Genomic DNA, 18,388 nt, shown 5'->3' with positions numbered 1-18,388 from the left:
CCTATGAAAAGCCTATTTACCACCCTCCTGTTGATCATCACTGGCTATCAAGGTATGGCGCAGTATATGCAAACCCTCTATCAGTTGGATCCCCATGCGAATGTGGTGGGTTACAATTTAAATCCCGCCTATATCAGCGATGCAAAAGTTACTGTTGGTTTACTTCTCGGAAATTTTTCAGCACAGGGAAGAATCGGAATGTCTGCCAATGAGATGTTTAGCCTGGATGAGCAAAATAATACCCTGACCTTAAAGCCGGAAAAATTTCTTGAAAATGCTCCGGATACCTATTACAACCGGATTTTTACCAATTACAACCTCCTTTTTGTGGGCGTTTCCAATAAAAAAAGTTATTTCACCTTTGCTATTGATGCCCGTGCCTTCACAGAGCAGGAAGTTTCCAATGGCTTACTCTCCCTGGCCGTCAACGGAAATGGCTTTAGCGAGGAAGATCTGGCTAATGGACTTTCTTCCAAAAGTTTTACGAGTGCCTTAAGTACCGCCACCACCGCTTTTGGACAGGCAGCATTGGGATATTCGAAGAACATAGATGATCGATTAACCATTGGAGGAAGAGCAAAATTCCTTTGGGGAATTGGGCATGCCAGCTCCAACGAAGTTAGCCTGACCATTCAAAATGACCTGACGTCCAACTCCACGACCCTCACCACTGAAGGAGGGAATTTTCAAACAGCAGGAGTGGTAGATTTTATGGACCCAGACGGCAATAAGGTGCCCACATTTACAGGAAATTACGGCATGGCGATAGATTTGGGCGCCACTTATCGTTTAACGGAAAAAGTCACCTTAAGCGCCTCCCTCCTGGATTTGGGAGGAATTAAATGGACCAAAAATGGGCGTCAGCTTAGCCTAAAAGGCGGCAGTTATGCCTTTGATGGAATAGATGTGGAGCCACTGATCAATTTAACGGGCAAACATGATCATGCTTCCATCAATTTGAATGAAGATGTTTTAAGGGAGCTGGAGGAAACTTTACAAATCGATACCTTAAGCAACCAAAACTTCCACACGGCTTTGCCTGCTCAGTGGTTTCTGGGAGGGTCTTACCAGTTGGCTGAACGTCATCGTGTAGGAGGCACCTGGATGAATAGTGTATATAAGGGTCGTTGGCTCAGCGGATTCAGTGCCTTTTACAATATTTATGTAGGCGCTGGCTTATCTGCCCTGGTGAACTGGACGGGTGTTAATGGTACTTATGCGAATGTAGGTGCTGGCTTACGATTAAATATGGGCGCCGTCCAATGGCATATTTCCTCCGATAATTTACTGGCAGCTTTTAAATTAGAAAACGCAAGAAACTTCTCATTGGCTACCGGTATTAATTTTCAGTTTGGAAGAAAAGACATGAAAGTAAAAAATTGGTAAGCCAATAAATACCAAAAATAAAGGAAAAGGGGGAGTCATCAGGCTCCCTTTTTTTTTATCCCGAAGACCATTATTTTAGTCATTGAAATTCAAACCTATGATGAAAACATACCTCAGTTTATTCCTCCTCCCACTAATGTGGGCTTGCACCTCCGAACCAAAAGGAGATCGAATATTTTACAATGGAGCCATCTATACTGCCAACCCACAGCATCCGAAAGTGGAAGCAGTTGTGACTCAAAAAGGAAAAATATTATTCGCCGGAGAGGAACAGCAGGCCCGAAAGTTTGTGGGAGCATCTACTCAGGCTTTTAATTTAGAAGGTAAAACCATGACTCCGGGCCTCATTGATGCACATGCCCACCTGATGGGCATCGGCACGCAGCAGGTACAGCTCAACCTTTTGCGGGATCAGTCCTGGGAAAGCATCATAGAAAAAGTACGACTACAGGCGGAACAATTGCCCGAGGGCAGCTGGATACAAGGAAGGGGTTGGCATCAGGACAAATGGGACAGCTTACCGGTATTGATCCATGGATTTCCCATCCATGATGAATTAACCAAGGCGGCTCCAAATCATCCGGTATGGTTAAAACATGCCAGCGGACATGCCGGAATTGCCAATCAAAAGGCCATGGAAATGGCGGGCATTTATGCCAATATCAAAGAGCAAAAAGGGCAATTGCAGGTAAATGGCGGTGAGGTAATGCTGAACAGGAGAGGAGAACCCACGGGGCTTATGAATGAAAATGCCTGCAACTTAATTGAAAGCAAGATTCCCACAAATGATGCCTCAGCCAATGACCGCACCCTCCAAAGGGCCATTCAGCATTGCCTGGAAAATGGAATTACCGGCTTACATGATGCCGGAGCAGGGGAAAAAACGCTGGAGACTTATTTTAGGGCTTTAAAAAATCAAAAGCTTCCCCTTCGCTTATATGTTATGCTGGATGGAAGTGATGCTGCTTTACTTGAGGAATGGGCAAAAAGAGGGATTTATGAGGATTCCTCTCACCATTTAAAAATTCGCTCGATAAAATTGTATACTGATGGTGCCCTGGGCTCTTCCGGCGCCTGGCTTTTAGCGCCTTACGAGGACCAAAAATGCTGTCATCATGGTCATGCGGTAACCCCGGCTGACACCCTGGGACAACGCATCAACTGGGCACTTAACCATGGCTTTCAAGTCTGCGCCCATGCAATTGGTGATCAGGCCAACCGGGCCATGCTGGATCATTTTCAAAAGGCTTTCCAGTTACGTGACCTGAAGCCTCAAAACTATCGGTTTAGAATAGAACATGCCCAACACATTCACCCTAAGGATTTGAATAGATTTGCGGAAATGGGCGTTATCCCCTCCATCCAGACCATTCACTTTGCCTCCGACAGACCTTGGGCTATTGATAAATTAGGTAAAGAAAGAATTGAAAAAGGAAGCTACGCCTGGCAGACGCTCTGGAAGTCAGGAGCTATCATCATTAATGGGACGGACGCCCCGGTGGAGCCCCTGAATCCTATAGAAAACTTTTATGCTGCAGTGTCCCGAAAAACCCTTAAAGGCACTCCTGAGGGGGGCTATGAAGCCTGGGAAAAACTTAGTCGACAACAGGCACTAGAGGCCAGTACTGCCAACGCAGCATTTGCCGCATTCCAGGAAACCATTAGTGGAGAAATAGCAAAGGGAAAACTCGCCGATTTCACCATCTACAACCAAAACCTTATGGAAGTGCCTGAACAAGAGATTTTAAATACTAAAATAATGTATACCATAATTGGAGATAGTATCTACTATCAAAACACTGTTACACAGTGAGTAACAACAGATACCCTTCAACGGACGGATAGCCTACCATTCTATAAAACAGGTCCTCAAGAGCGTGTTTAAAAAGCTAAAATTCGTAGCGAAAATTTGAAGTGTTGTAGAAGCAAAGCCCGATTATTTGGAGCGATTAGCATCACGAATATGGAGCAACTATCCAAAATCACTTCCAATAATTTCGAGTTTGAGTTAGATGATGCGGTTTTGAACATGCTCTTAAATGAAAGAGGAAAGCTTAAATCCTCCTTTGACTGCTAGACTGAAAAATGAAAGAACTGATTCCTATTTCAAGTTTTTTCCACCGATGCAGATAGATGAGGAGAAAGTAAGCTTGCCCAAATTTGGGCGATAATAATTCAAAGAAAATAAGTTTTAATGACTTGAAAATAAGTCACTAATGCTTGGCTAATAAATTTGGCGGTGAAATTCGGGTTAAGCCTATTAATGCGTCTTTTAGCACGATGCAAGGAGTCTTGCGGTGAATAATTCGGACTAAATCCTGTTTGAACTACAAGGCTGAAAAAAGTAGGCTTTGTTTCCTATTCCGAGATTTTCAAAATAAGCGGATGAATGAGGAAAAAGCAAGCTCCGCAAAATTTGGACGATAAAAGATCCCTAAAAATACTAAAACATCCTGATTTTGGCGTTTTAGGGCGACTACCTAATTCTGAGGGGGAATAATCCAGGTTAACAGCGGCTGGGATGGCATAATCCGGGAGTTCGTTCTGAGCATGTTTACTTGTCAATATTATAATCGAAACAGCATTATGGTGACAGTGTTACGAGAGGGTAACAATAAATAAATCGCTATTCATAAACCCTCTCCCCCATCAATATCGATTATTCCAGTTTTTATTCTGAAATATTGGTGCTACACATGCTCTGAACTAAAAAACTCACGCTACCGGCTCAATTTTAAAGCAATCTACCGGAAAATAAAATGGCTTAGACTAATGACAATTCTCCTTGTGTAATCGGTAGTAGATTTTCTTTCAACATTTTAGAAATAAAATCTTTGAACTTATTCACCTGTATCGGTTTTTGACTTTTTCTCTTAAAAAAAGTATAAATCTGCTCTTCTGATAGAATGTACATCATCACCATACTGTAAAGAGAGGGGACAAAAATGGTAGGCTCAACTCTTGGTTTGAAAACCTCCTGTTGTATCCCCTGATTCACAATAGAATTAAGTTCTTTTAATACCATGTCGGAGGTCACCGTAGCTTTGGTATACAATTCTTCACGAACGCCCAAAAATTGCTCAATCTTTACAAGTTTAAGCAAATCTGCATTCTCCATTCCTAAGTCAATTAATCGGAAACAAACTTCTCTTAATTGATCTTCAGGGCTTAATTTTCCCTTTTCAATTTCTTTGAAAATATCCTGTACATGGTGTTGGTAAATGGCAATAGCTTCCTCCAGGATACGTTCCTTGGAACCAAAATAATAGTTCAGCATACCCTGACTTACGCCGGCAGCTCTGGCAATCTCACGAGTAGAGGCCCCATCGAATCCTCTTTGCGCAATAACAGCAATCGCGTGTTTTAAAATGTTTAATTTCTTGGTATTAATCATAGGGTCTGATTTTTGACAACCCGACTCCCGCCTTTTTAAAGGGCTGAAATGCCGAGTATCGAGCCTGGTTTGGGCTCATTAAAAAGTATCTGTGATTATTAAAACAGTGGTTGATAATCAATAGATTAATACAAATTTCAATTAATCATGTATAAAAACCAAACATTAAAATGCGCCAAAATGATATTTAATTTTACGGATTAATTCATTCGATTGAATAGTATGCGCTGAGGTTAATCTATGGCTATTTTTTAAAATTTTTATAGCATTAACAGAAAATAAATTTATTTAATTTTATTGAGATTCTAATCTGGATATTTCTCTGACGTTAAGGATTAAAATAGTATTTGACTTATATCCCAATTAGAAAACAGGTATATAATACTCAATATTTAATATAAAAACTTCTAAATTTATAACAAAAGGCATAAATAGGCCAAAAAGTAGACACTTGGCTCCCCTATCCAGGAACACTTTAATAAGCCTGAGCCCGATGCCAGGCACGTACTATTAAAAGGGGAATAGGATTAGTTTTCTCCATATGGGATGGAGTCCTGAAAAAATTCCTAAGCTACTCAAGCCTTTATCAGGAATACTGATTACGCTCTCCTCATCGAAAACAGCCCTCTCCGACTACTAAAATCAAAATACCCATCTCTAAGGATCAAGCGATTGGTTTATTTACCACCAAGCCCTGCCCCCCACTCACCTGATTTAGCCCACCAGCATTAATCCGGCTTAATCATTCCCAAAACCTCTTTTAGCTGCAAGCCGGAAAGAATGAGCCGCATTGTTCTACATTTTTTCCAACAAAGGTGATGAATGAAGTGAAGGTAGCTTACCTAAATTTGGGCTATAAAAAACTTAGTGAACAAAATCGTAAGGAATTGATAGTAATTCAATTATGGTTAATCTCTAAATCTAGGGGTGAATTTCTCGAGCAAACAATTTGTTTTTGCCTTAATTTCTTAGCGCGTCTTTAAAAGCGAAAATTCGTAACGAAAAATTGAAATATGGTAGAAGCGATACCCGATTATTTTGAGCGCATAGCAGCGCTATTGTTGAGATATTATCCAAAATCGCTTACAATAATTCGAATTTGAAGTCGGATGGTGTGCTTTAAAACACCCTCAAAAATCAGTTTTTTAGCCTTGACTTCTTAAACCGAAAATTAATGCTTAACCCGGATTATTCATGCTTTACTCCTCCTTTAGCTGCAAGGTGGACAAAATGAAGGAATTTTTCCTATTGCTAGTTTTTTCCAACGAAGCAGATGAATGAGGAGAAAGCAAGCATGCCCTAATTGGGGATATTTTTTGCCTAAGACAAGCACTCGTATTTACCTCATTACAACCTACCTGTGTCTATTTAGTGAATTTATCGGCGAATAATTCGGCTTAAATTCGTCTTAATCGTCAGCCGATGAGCACCATATAAAAACCCATTGTCGAAAAATACAACAATGGGTTTAAATGCCCTTCCCTCCTTCAAAAGAAAGGAAAATATTTTTTTAGGTTAAGTCTGAGAAATTATCTTTCCACAAAAAATGGAATAGGAAACTAAAGACCACTACCTCCTTAAATATTGGTTTTCTCTGCTACCTTTTTCCTGTCTTCTGCTTCACTTTTCCCTTTTTTAAAACTCTGTACCTGCTTTTTGATATCAATCTCATCCATGGCATTGATGGCATTTTTGGTTCTTTCCCGCTTTAATTCAAAAGGGAATCCAATGCTTTCCAATGCCTGAAGTTGCAGTGGGGTTCTGGTGCGTTTAATTTGATTATACATCCAGGCGTACAATTTCTTATCAGAGGTAGGAACGTTGAAATGTCCATTTTTCTTATGAAAACGTTTCATTTTCAAGAACATTTTCTCCCAATAGTCCTCGAGTACATTCCAGGAAAATCCAATGTCTTCTAACCGCTTTATGCGCTCTAAAGGGATTCTGTTTTCTTTATATAACCTTCTTTGCTCATTTACAAAACGGCTCAATTTATACAAATCAGAACCACGAGGCCATAACGTTTGAGACACATGAGTGGTGCCGTACTTATCTTTGTACTCTAGCAACTTCTCCATATTTTCCTCAAACTTGTCTTTGGTGCGATAACCCCAATCGAATTCTACACTTTCAAGTAATTCCTTTTTTTCATCTGAAAATACTTTACGGGTCCGGGCAAATCTCCTTTGGTTTTTACACCATAGATACAATTTGGCATATTTAGCATCTCCGTGTGGGACCCTTGAATGACCATTCTCATCGTAGAAATCCTTGAGTTCATTATATCGCTCCATCCATTTGGCATCCCAATACTGATGATTTGAAGCTTTTGATATCTTGTCCATCAACGATTAATTCTATTTAAGCAAACACATTACATACCATTAGAAATTCTTCAGTCGATAAATTTGACACTTCTTTCTAATTGGGTGTCAATTTAGGATAATATTACACGAAATCAAATTCAAAAGCGCAAAGCGGGGATAATTTTAAGGATAATTTGGTTATTTGATTGCAGAAAAGGCAGAAAACATGTCCCAAATACACATTCCTGCCTTTTCGTTTTCTGCTATAAAGTACTTGGACAAACGGCATCCGTTAAAGGAATACTCGTCTCACTAATCGCTTTAAATCCACCTTGAATATCAGTCAGATGGCTATAGCCTTCCCTCTTCAATATGGAGGTAGCAATCATAGAACGATACCCTCCGGCACAATGTACAAAGTAAGGTTGGGCCTTGTCCAGTTTACTCTTCCAGTCCTGAATAAAGTCAAGGGCATGATGTTGTGCCTGGGGAATATGTTGTTTGGCGAATTCCCCTTCTTTTCTGACATCTAAAATTATTCCTTCAGCCATTTCTTCGGAAAATTGCGTTGCCGAAATGCTTCGTATAGATGCTAAGGCTTCTTTATTTTTAATCCAATTTTCAAGTCCACCTTCTAAATATCCAATTACCCCTTCATAACCAACCCTCGCCATTCGTGTAACGGCCTCCTTCTCTCTGCCTTTTGGTGCAATCAGCAGAATCGGTTGAGCCAAATCTTCAATCAGGGCGCCAACCCACATGGCAAACTGTCCATCCAGCCCAATAAATACGGAATTTTCAATATGTCCCTGAGCAAATTCTGCTGCAGAACGTACATCTAAAATCAGCGTGTTTGGCTTCAATGCATAACTTTTGAATTCCGCCACCGAAAGTGCTTTGAGGCTTTTATCTTCCACCTCTGCAAGGTTCGCATAGCCTGATTTATTTAACAGGGCATTTTTAGGGAAGTATTGTGGGGGAGGTGCTATACCGGTGGTCACTTCCTTAATAAATTCCTCCTTAGTCATATCAGCTCTTAGCGCATAATTAGTCGCCTTTTGAGCACCAAGCGTATCGACTGTTTCCTTACTCATATTTTTCCCACAGGAAGAGCCCGCTCCATGTCCCGGATATACCACCACTTCATCAGGCAGCTGCATGATTTTGTTTCTCAAGGAATCAAAAAGCATACCTGCCAACTGCTCCATCGAAAGGTCCGATCGAACGGTAAGGTCCGGCCGCCCGACGTCTCCAAGGAAAAGTGTATCCCCAGTAAAGATCGCCATTGGTGCACCCTGGGCATTTTTTAAAAGATAAGTACTGGATTCAGGCGTATGCCCGGGAGTATGTAACAATTCCAAAGTAACTTCTCCCAAAACAAACTTTTCCCCATCCTGCCCTATATGAGCATCAAAACCGGTTTCGGCACCGGGACCATAAATAATTTTCGCACCCGTTCTTCTGGCCAATTCTACATGGCCGGACACGAAATCCGCATGGAAATGGGTTTCGAAAATATATTTGATCTGGCTCTGGGTTTCCGCTGCCATTTTGAGATATTCATCCACATCTCGAAGGGGATCAATTACGGCTGCTTCTCCATTGGAGTGAAGAAAATAAGTGGCTTCTGCCAGACAATTAGTGTAGAGCTGCTTTACGCTGACTGCATCACTGTTAATCTCAATGGGTTTCATCATTATGGTTTGTTGTTGTAGTTGAATTTCACATTCAAGAAAGAAAATTCCAAACAATCAAACCGTAACATTTGTCACTCAGCTCAAAACAAAAAAAACGGGTACGAAACTAAGCGTACCCGCATTTCCACTGTTCAACCTGCAAATTGCTGTTATCCAAAAGTAGGCAAATTTTCTGAGGTGTCGAAACGCTGATTGATTTATATTTGAGAATAATGAAAGAATAAAGCACTCATCCGCCCGACCATCAGTCCATTATCCTTTTAAGCCGGAAAGTTGCTCTGCAAGCTGCGCCATATTTTCTAAAGATTCAAAACGAGACTTTTGATCTGGCGTTAAATCAATTTTTTCATGTTCCCAGGTAGACTCAAATGGGATATAAACCGCCTCTGCTCCAATTTCCAAAACGGGCATGATATCAGACTTCAAAGAGTTGCCCACCATCAGAAATTCCTCCGGACGGTAATCATATTTTTGCAATATTTCTTGATATTGGACTGAGGACTTATCCGAAACAATTTCAATATGCTTGAAAAAATCCGCCAATCCGGATCGTGCCAATTTACTTTCCTGATCCATTAGGTCCCCTTTGGTAATAAGTACCAATTCATATTGACCGTGCAATTTTTGAAGGGTCTCTCTTATGGTAGGCAATAGCTCCACCGGATGGGCGATCATATCTCTGCCCCAGTCAATGATCATCTGAATGTCCCCTCCCTTAATTAAACCTTCCGTCAATTCTACGGCGGTTTCAATCATGGACAGGATAAAGCCCTTTATGCCGTAGCCAAAGTACTCCAGGTTACGAACTTCTGTTTTATATAAATGCTGCATTAATAGTTCCCGCGGAACATATTGCTCCAGGAGTCCGGCAAACTTCTCCTGAGTGGCATTAAAAATTGTTTCATTTATCCACAGCGTATCATCTGCATCAAAGGCTACTACACGAATATTTTGATAATCCATAATTCTCTTTTGCTAGGGATAGTTTTTCAAATAAACTTTATATTACGAGGGAATTACGTTATATACGAACAAAATCTCATTTTTTTACTTTATGCCAGTTGAAAATATCTTCTTTCCGACCAAAGAATATAATACCCTTGCCTCCCTTCCAAAAGATATCCTCTCTGTGGTGCCCTCTATCACAGAATTACTTTTTGATCTCGGCTTAGGTGATAAAATTGTCGGACGAACCAAATTTTGTATTGAACCCAGAGAGCAGGTGGAGCCCATCCCCACCTTTGGGGGCACAAAAAATCTTTGGAGGGAAAAGATACTACAGCAAAAAGATGTCGTTCTGATTGCGAATAAGGAAGAAAATTTAAAAGAAGATATTGAATTTTTAAAAGGAAAAATTCCTATTCTGCTTACCGATTATGAATCGCTGGAGCAAAGCCTGGAATCTATTGCCTGGCTGGCTGAAATATTAGGCGTAAAAAAAGCGGGAAAACAATTATTGGGCAGCATTAAGTCAAACTCAACACCCAAAACTCAGGGGAGCATGAAAGTCCTTTATTTAATCTGGCAAGAACCTTACATGACTGTAGGAAAAGATACCTATATTTTTGACCTGCTGGCACAGGGTGGTTTACCACATATGGTTTTTAGTGAATCTGACAGTCGATACCCGGAAATTTCGAGCCATCAATTAGCCCAGGCGGATATCATTTTGCTATCAACAGAGCCCTTTCCGTTTAAGGAAAAACACCGCCGCAATTTAGAAAAAGCCTTAGCGAAGCCGGTGGTACTCGTAAGTGGGGAAGATTTCTCCTGGCCAGGCCATAGAATTCCCCATGCTTTCAGATGCATGGAGAAGCTGGCCAGCAAATAGGAATAAGAAAAGAATTACTCTTTCTCGAGTAGTCCGTTCATAAACTCAATTCTATTTTGAATTTCATCTTCTACTACTTCCAGAATTTTCATGATTTCAGCGTGATTCATACGATCAACCGCTTTCATCTTCTTATTGTAGGACTGATAGCTAATCCCTAATCCACTGACAATATCAGTCTGTTTAATGGGAAGAGAGGCAATCAAATCGGGCAGCTTATTGATCATAGCTTCATAAGCCTCAACCACATCTCTCATTTCCTTAAGAGATGGAACCGTGTTTTCTTTACTCATTTCTTTTATGTGTTAACCTTTACAAATCAATTTTAAATGGCAACATGCTGCATCCAATTAAAGTTAGGCGAGCTTCACCAATTTTTTATTTCAAAAATACTGCACCAAGATAATTGGAGGAATTTGAAAATGTAATAATGCCTCCATTTTTGATTAAGGAATAAAAGAGCAAAACATACGTTGGCTAAAATAAATAATTGAAGAAAAAAAACGTGTGGACTTTTTAATCCAGGAGGAATAGTACAAACTTAAAAAATTAATATACAATCAATTATATAGAAAAGCATAGCAATAAGGATCCATATTTAGATCAATTACTAACAAAATAAATCAAAAAAATAAAACTTAAATTACATCATAAATAGCATTTGGCATTTTCTAAAAAATAAAAGGGACTACCTTTTTGAGGTTAGTCCCGATAAATTTGATCGTCCGGAAGAATGCGTTACCGAAATATTATGGAAATATCGGCTTCTAATTTTTTTTCTAATAGCGGAGAAGGATTATAAACCGTCAGTTTACAAACACCTCGATCCTCCCTAAAAAAAGGAAATGCGATAGGAGCCTATTTTAATAGAACATCCCTATTTAGACCGGATTATTCCGGCTTAAGATAAGTTTGATCCTCTCAGGAAATACCAAAAATAATCTAAAAGAATTCCGGCTTTAATAAACACGTTTAAAGATTATCATTGAATTTATAACCTACCCCTTTGATGGTCACAATCAAATCATTGCCAATTTTTTCTCTGACCTTTCGCACGTGCACATCTACCGTTCTTGGTAAAATATAAACATCCGTTCCCCAAATATCTCTAAGCAACTCATCTCTGGACAGTATCTTGCCCGGCGTTTGCGCCAAGGTATACAAAAGTTCAAATTCCTTTTTGGGCAAGGAAAATTTCTCCCCATTGGCCTCTACCGTATAGGAAGTTTTATCAATGCGTATACCTGGGAATTTTAGAATATCACCCGTTCCCTGTTCTTTTACCACAGAGCGCTCCATAAGAGCCTCTATCCGCCTTTTAAGCGCACGAGGCTTCACTGGCTTAATGATATAGTCATCTGCCCCCATATCAAAGGCAGCGACCTCAGAATACTCCTCAGCCCTTGCGGTCAGAAATACAATCAGTGTATTGTCCATCTCCGGATTATTACGCAATTGTCGACAAGCCTCAATACCATCCATAGTCGGCATCATAATATCCAACAGGATCAGGTCCGGTTTAAAAGACCTGGCAATGGCTACGGCCTCCTGACCATCTTCAGCCGTTTGTATCTGATAACCCGAGGCTTTCAAATTATATTCCAACAAGTCACGGATATCTTCTTCATCATCCACAACTAAAACTTTATGCTGTATATTTTCCTTCATAATGATTGTCTAGTTCTTATCACAATACTAGCACTAGCGGATGAATATATTTTTTCCCTAAAATTATCTTTAAATTAAGGCATCATGCGATCTGTTAACATTTAGTTTTTATAGCTCCATTCCGAAAAGAAAAACGCCAAAAATTTTAGAGAAGACATAACAAGGATCGCCTGTCCATGTTTTGTCGCGTCTAATTTACGTGGCTCTCAAACAGCTAAAATAAGGTGAAATCTTCCTGCGACAGATTATGGACTCTGCTAAAATAGATTGTTTTAAAATTTCAATCCCTATTTTGTCTAACTAAAAATGATCAAAACGGTGTTTTGTAATGTTTTAAAATGTTTTTATTGTTTTAAATGTTTTAGGCTTTATAATTCACAGTAATTCAATTAGTTACAACGGTATTTTGCGACAAAGAAAGGATAAGCTACGACATCATATGTATAAGTCGTGACAGATCGTGGATTTAGGTCGACGTGATGGGGATTTAAAGGGACGGAATGAGGATATTGACGTCATCATAGGGATTTATCGAGACACTATAGGGATTTTATATAGCATAGCTTTTCAAGCCATTTCTTCAATTGTTGGAAAAATGATGATTGATAATGATCAAGTGCAAATATAAGAGAAAGTTTGTATTTTTGACTCCCTCTTCTGTCGTATATAAGCCATTTTTATACTTAATATGTCGTGCTTAGTATAAGGGGCATTTGGGGCTTATTGTGTATCAAACCATGATTTTCTAAATTATTGTCCCCTAAATGTCGTATTCATTTTGGAATATCCCTACAATGTCGTAGTTTAGATTTAGAATTGAATACGACATTATATGAACATCACTGATCGTTCCGTCGCTGGAATAAAAAATTATAAGATTGTTAAGTCTAATAAGCTTATCAATTCCAAACATACTTTGAGCCCTTTGCAGTGGCGATTAATTCTATTGACTGCTGCTCAGATCAAGAAAGACGATACTGAATTTAATGAATGTGTGATCGGTTTAAGAGAGCTTTTTGACCTCAAACGTGGGGATAAAATCTCCGATAAATACAATCAGGCCAGAGAGGCTGCCGTCGGTTTGACCAACTCTTCGGTCTATATTCAAAAGGGTAAACATTGGGTAGCTTTCCCCTTTGTAACAAAAGCAGAGGGAAAGGAAGGAGAAGATTATATTAAAATCCGTTTTGCCCAGGAAATGAAGCCTTTTTTCCTGCAATTGAATGCAGGTGAATATACTTCTTATAAACCGATCAATTGTTGGGGATTCGTAAGTGGGCATAGTTTCCGCCTGTATGAATTGTTGATTCAGTATTTCCCTAATATCAATAAACGCACCTTCAAAATTGCTGATTTTAAGAACCTTTTGAATGTAGAAGAAAAATATAAACGTTTTTCTGATTTAAAAAGAAGGGTAATTGATCCGGCCGTGCATGATATTAATAGTTATGAGCCCTCCGGGATGTTCGTAGATTATGAAATTAAACGCAGAGGCCGTTCGGTCAACGAGATTATTTTCTCTATGTCCAAAAAAGGCAATGGATTGGTTTCGGATGGGGCGCATGAGTTAATGGGCGAGGTGAATATTAAACCGCAAACTATTCAGCCTCAATTGAATTTTGATCAGCTTACCGCTGAGGACGTTACTCCTGTAGAGAGCCTTTCAGAAGATGAGGAAATTTTGGCTGCTATTGGCTATAAAGCAAAGACGAAAAACGGCATGTCGCAGGCATTAGAGGCTATTTCTCATCTGATCAGGCAATATGGATTAATTCAGGTTCGTAAAAAGGTACGTGTCGTGCAGCAGGCCAAAAAGGTGGAGAATCCAATCGGTTATTTGACCATGGCTTTAAAAGAAGATTATCAGCTGCGCATGGAGCCTGCGGTTAATCAAAAGGCGGATGCCACTCAGGCTGCTTATGTCGAGAATAGACAAAAGGAACAGGAGGCCCGTCAGGCGGTTATGTTGCATAAGAAAAAGCAGGAAAGTATCTCCCGTGAATTTGATAAATTTTGGAAGGATCTGTGTTTCGAATATTTGAATAATAATATTTTTGGCCAATTCCCAAATTACGTGAATTATTTAAATGGAGAAGCTTCTGCTTATGAACGTAAGTTCCTTCAGGAATGGAATTGTAATAAGCCCACTACCGAAGCGAAAAAGTATTTTGGTCGATGGATTATCGGACAAATCGGGACGGAAGAACATAAGCGTTATTTGAATGATGGCGTCAAATTCTACGCCATGAAGCATCATAAATTTAATTGGGACCAATATTAATACGACATTTTAATTTCAATAAAAAATCAGGAGTACAGCAGTACTCCTTTTTTTGTCACTGTTGTTTTAGTCACTCGTCGATTTGTAAATCGCTGTAAAACAGTGGGTTGAACGATACTCTTACCAAATATTATTTGGCCTACTCTTCAACTTGTTGCAAAACAGCACCTTACAGCAAAGTGGTCACAAAAGGGATATCCACACTTTTGGTTCAATACGACTCCCTTTTTTGTCGTAATTGATCTTATTGCGCAGCTTTTAACTAAAAATTTTAGCATAAAAAAGCCGCCCCGTGCAAAGGGCGGCATATTGAAATTGTGTTCAATTTGAACGGTGTGCCTATTTATTCAAAAAGTCGTAACGAACAAAAGCTTCCATGGCTTCATATTCTGCCAGTCCCAACTGATTGTAAAGATCAGCCGTCTCGCGATTACGTTCTTCTGCTCTTTGCCAGAATTCGCGGGAATCATTTCCCTGGAAAACAACTCCGTCTTTCTGGGATTCGTGGTAGAAAATTGCTTTTCTTTTTTTCAATACCTGATCCGGAGACATCGGTACCGCCATTTCAATTTCGTGCACCGGCCATTCGTGCCAAGCTCCACGGTAAAGCCATACCCAGCAATTCTTCATATAGCTTTCTCCTTTCAGTTGATCCAGTGCACTAAATATAGCATCCAAACATACCCGGTGTGTACCGTGTGGATCTGCTAAATCTCCTGCTGCGTAAATTTGGTGAGGCTTCACCTCTTCGATCACATTCTTGATGATATCAATATCTTCACTACTAAGAGGTGCCTTTTTCACGCGACCCGTTTCATAAAAAGGAAGTTCAAGGAAGTGCATGCGCTCTTTTGGCATTCCGATATATTGGCAAGCAGCAATAGACTCCTCTTTTCGGATGAAAGATTTGATTTTTCTTACAGAGGGCGTATCAATATCACCCGTCTCTTTCATGTCTAAGAATCCAACGATTTCTTTGTAAGCAGCATCAGATTCTTTGGTCGAAATATTAAACTGGTCATTAAAATCTTTTACAAATCGGGCATATCGACGGGCATCATCATCCATTACCGCAATATTCCCGGAGGTTTGGTAGGCCACATGTACTTCATGACCCTGATCTACCAGGCGCTGTACCGTTCCTCCCATTGAAATAACATCATCATCCGGATGCGGAGAGAAAATCAAAACCCGTTTCTTTTTAGGTTCCGCTCTTTCCGGACGCTGAGAATCATCTGCTTCAGGTTTACCTCCGGGCCAGCCGGTGATGGTGTGCTGAAGCATATTAAATACTTTAATATTGATATCATGAACAGGACCTTTTAGCGTAATCAGCTGATCCAGTCCATTCTCGCTGTAATCCTCGTTGGTTAATTTTAGTACCGGCTTACTTAATTTAAGCGATAGTGAACAAACAGCTTTTTTGATCATTTCATCTGTCCAATCAATATCACGTACCAACCACGGATAATCGATTCTCGATAATTTTTCTGCTGCAGGCTTATCCAGAATAATATCACAGTTATGATGTTCTTGCAGGAAAGTAGTCGGAACGCTTTCCGTAATCGGGCCTTCCACTGCTTCGCGAATAATGGGTGCTTTGCCATTACCCCATGCCATCAGAATAATTTTCTTGGCCTGCATAATTGTGCCTACTCCCATCGTGATCGCGCGTCTTGGAACATGAGAGATTCCACCAAATCCGGGGGCGGCATCACGGCGGGTTAATCCATCCAGCGTAACCATTCGTGTAGTGGAACGGATACCGGAGCCTGGCTCGTTAAAACCGATATGACCGGTACGGCCAATACCTAAAATTTGTAAATCAATCCCACCTGCCTCGCGAATTTTCAATTCATAGTTTCGGCAAAACTCCGGAACTTCTTCCATTTTCAGGGTTCCGTCCGGTACATGGGTGTTTTCAGGAAGGATATCAATATGGTCAAATAAGTTTTCCTTCATGAATCGTACATAAGAATGTACCGATTCTGGTTGCATTGGATAATATTCATCCAAATTGAAGGTTAAGACATTGGAAAAACTCAGTCCATCCTCTTTATGGGCCCGGATTAATTCTTCATAGACCTTTAATGGAGAAGAACCAGTGGCCAAGCCAAGTACTACTTTTTGTCCTTTTTCCTGACGGCTTTTAATTAAACTAATAATTTCTTGAGCAATCCACTTAGAACCTGTATTAGCATCTTCATAAATCGTGGTGTTTAAATGCTCAAATTCTCGGTCTGTTAGGAATTTTTCCATGTTCAGCCCGATTTCTTTTTCATTTACCGTATCAAAATACCCTTCCATTATATTGAATATTTTACAAAATTAGCTTCTTTAATAATAAAAAGGATTAATTACCCCTTTGTTTACGAATGTATCTATAATAAAAGGGAACTACAACTTTTTAATATTAAAAAATCAAAAACTACGGGGTATTTAATAAAAAAAGTTATTTTTATAATGATAATTGACTTCAGGATCCTTTTGTTTTGAAGTTTTTTAGATTTAATTATTTAGTGAAAACCATTTTTTGGTCAAAATTTCTAAGAACCCAAATTTAATGGAACCGACAGTTAGTAAAATTTCCATAAAAAAGCAGATACGTAAAAATCAGATTCTTCGGTTTTTTCGAGAGAATCCGCTGCTTTCTCCTTCAGATATTGCCAGTGAGACGCAATTAACCCTACCAATGGCTTCTTCTTTAACAAAAGAGTTGGCTGATGAGGGCTATATTGTCGTGGCCGAAGCACAAAATTCAAAAGTAGGTCGTCCGGCGACGCTCTATCAGTTAAATCCGGAAGGTGGTTATACCTTGGGAATAACGTTAGGGGCTCGAAAGTCCAGAATGATTTTACTCAATTTACGGGAGGAAGAACTCGATTTCATTGAATATTCCACCGTTGATTTGAATGATACGGAAGCGACTATTAATACTTTGTCAGAGAGAATAGATGAATTGGTCAGCAAAAATAGCATTCCTAAGAGTAAAATTTTGGGGGTGGGTTTTGCCTTATCCGGTTTGGTAAATGCTAAAAGTGGAAAATCTTTAACCTATTTTAAAGATTCCCCTTCTTCTTTGAAAGACTTATTAGAAGAGCGATTGGGCATTGAGGTCGCCCTCGAAAATAATGTGAATGCAGTCACCCTGGGAGAGCTTTATTTTGGGAAAGCGAAAAGCTGTGAAAATGTAGCTTGTATACACCTGGACTGGGGTATAGGAATGGGCCTAATTTTGAACAATGAATTGTATGGAGGCCATTCCGGATTAGCTGGTGAAGTGGGCCATATTCGAGTGGTGGAAGATGGTGATATATGTTCTTGTGGAAAAATAGGTTGTTTGGAAACGGTGGCTTCAGGTCGTGGATTGGTTAATAAGGCCGTCCGACTTTTACAAAAAGATCACCCTAGTATTTTGAAGAAGAAATTAGGGAATAATTTGGAGTCACTTACTTTGGATCAGCTTTTGGACGCCGTGAAAAGCGGAGACCAGTTTTCTCTGGAATTGGTAGAAGAGGCCGGTAAATACATTGGGAAGAGCATTGGTATATTGATTAACCTACTGAATCTGGAGCGTGTGATTTTAAGTGGAAAATTATCTCAGATGGGAGATGCTATCCTCTACCCTATTCGTTCAGCCATCATGCGTAGCTCTCTTACGGAGATGAATGATGATGTCGATATTGTGATTTCTGACATAGATGAAAGAGCCGGTTGCCTGGGTGCGACGACCATGATTAGTCGGAAAGTATTTGAGACGGTGAATGTGGAAGCAGATATGTACGTTTAAGCCGAATTATTCACCGCTAGATTTAATGAGTCGAT

Annotated in this window: 12 protein-coding genes; 5 read left to right on the top strand and 7 right to left on the bottom strand. The window is 39.8% G+C overall.

The window, feature by feature from the left end; translation table 11 throughout:
- Positions 1-3 precede the first annotated feature (3 nt).
- Positions 4-1,386: a DUF5723 family protein gene (locus tag AAA970_RS21010; protein WP_338238851.1), complete on the top strand. Its 1,383-nt coding sequence runs from the start codon at positions 4-6 to the stop codon at positions 1,384-1,386.
- A gap of 97 nt (positions 1,387-1,483) precedes the next feature.
- Positions 1,484-3,199: an amidohydrolase gene (locus AAA970_RS21005; protein WP_338238850.1), complete on the top strand. Its 1,716-nt coding sequence runs from the start codon at positions 1,484-1,486 to the stop codon at positions 3,197-3,199.
- 951 nt (positions 3,200-4,150) lie between these two features.
- Here AAA970_RS21005 and AAA970_RS21000 read toward each other — a convergent pair.
- The 4 genes from AAA970_RS21000 to AAA970_RS20985 all read right to left on the bottom strand — a co-directional run bounded on the left by AAA970_RS21000 (position 4,151) and on the right by AAA970_RS20985 (position 9,746).
- Positions 4,151-4,780, bottom strand: coding sequence for a TetR/AcrR family transcriptional regulator (locus AAA970_RS21000; RefSeq protein WP_338238849.1), 630 nt, complete (start codon positions 4,778-4,780; stop codon positions 4,151-4,153).
- 1,577 nt (positions 4,781-6,357) lie between these two features.
- Positions 6,358-7,125, bottom strand: a complete 768-nt coding sequence (locus AAA970_RS20995; protein WP_338238848.1) for a helicase associated domain-containing protein — start codon at positions 7,123-7,125, stop codon at positions 6,358-6,360.
- Positions 7,126-7,349: 224 nt separating this feature from the next.
- Positions 7,350-8,783, bottom strand: coding sequence for an MBL fold metallo-hydrolase (locus AAA970_RS20990; protein ID WP_338238847.1), 1,434 nt, complete (start codon positions 8,781-8,783; stop codon positions 7,350-7,352).
- Between the two features lie 252 nt (positions 8,784-9,035).
- Complete coding sequence (locus AAA970_RS20985) at positions 9,036-9,746, bottom strand: HAD family hydrolase (RefSeq protein ID WP_338238846.1); 711 nt, start codon at positions 9,744-9,746, stop codon at positions 9,036-9,038.
- Positions 9,747-9,837: 91 nt separating this feature from the next.
- On the opposite strand from AAA970_RS20985, the gene AAA970_RS20980 reads away from it, so the two are divergent.
- Positions 9,838-10,614: an ABC transporter substrate-binding protein gene (locus tag AAA970_RS20980; protein WP_338238845.1), complete on the top strand. Its 777-nt coding sequence runs from the start codon at positions 9,838-9,840 to the stop codon at positions 10,612-10,614.
- A gap of 14 nt (positions 10,615-10,628) precedes the next feature.
- On the opposite strand, the gene AAA970_RS20975 is transcribed toward AAA970_RS20980, so the two are convergent.
- Both AAA970_RS20975 and AAA970_RS20970 read right to left on the bottom strand, forming a co-directional pair.
- Entirely contained in the window at positions 10,629-10,907 is a 279-nt protein-coding gene (locus AAA970_RS20975) for a hypothetical protein (RefSeq protein WP_338238843.1), read from the bottom strand.
- A gap of 679 nt (positions 10,908-11,586) precedes the next feature.
- Positions 11,587-12,282 carry a response regulator gene (locus AAA970_RS20970; RefSeq protein ID WP_060688934.1) on the bottom strand — a complete coding sequence of 232 codons (696 nt, stop codon included), beginning with the start codon at positions 12,280-12,282 and terminating at the stop codon, positions 11,587-11,589.
- An 832-nt stretch (positions 12,283-13,114) separates the two neighbouring features.
- Between AAA970_RS20970 and AAA970_RS20965 the strand changes: the two genes are divergently transcribed.
- Positions 13,115-14,563 (top strand): RepB family plasmid replication initiator protein, encoded by a 1,449-nt coding sequence (locus AAA970_RS20965; RefSeq protein WP_060688933.1) that lies wholly within the window; start codon positions 13,115-13,117, stop codon positions 14,561-14,563.
- Positions 14,564-14,902: 339 nt separating this feature from the next.
- On the opposite strand, the gene nagB is transcribed toward AAA970_RS20965, so the two are convergent.
- On the bottom strand, positions 14,903-16,822 hold the full coding sequence (gene nagB / locus AAA970_RS20960; protein ID WP_338239114.1) for a glucosamine-6-phosphate deaminase: 1,920 nt from the start codon (positions 16,820-16,822) through the stop codon (positions 14,903-14,905).
- Between the two features lie 304 nt (positions 16,823-17,126).
- Between nagB and AAA970_RS20955 the strand changes: the two genes are divergently transcribed.
- Complete coding sequence (locus AAA970_RS20955) at positions 17,127-18,353, top strand: ROK family transcriptional regulator (RefSeq protein ID WP_338238842.1); 1,227 nt, start codon at positions 17,127-17,129, stop codon at positions 18,351-18,353.
- Positions 18,354-18,388 lie beyond the last annotated feature (35 nt).

The organism is Persicobacter diffluens, assembly GCF_036244895.1.
Lineage (GTDB): Bacteria > Bacteroidota > Bacteroidia > Cytophagales > Cyclobacteriaceae > Persicobacter > Persicobacter diffluens.
This window is presented reverse-complemented; position numbering and strand designations above follow the sequence as displayed.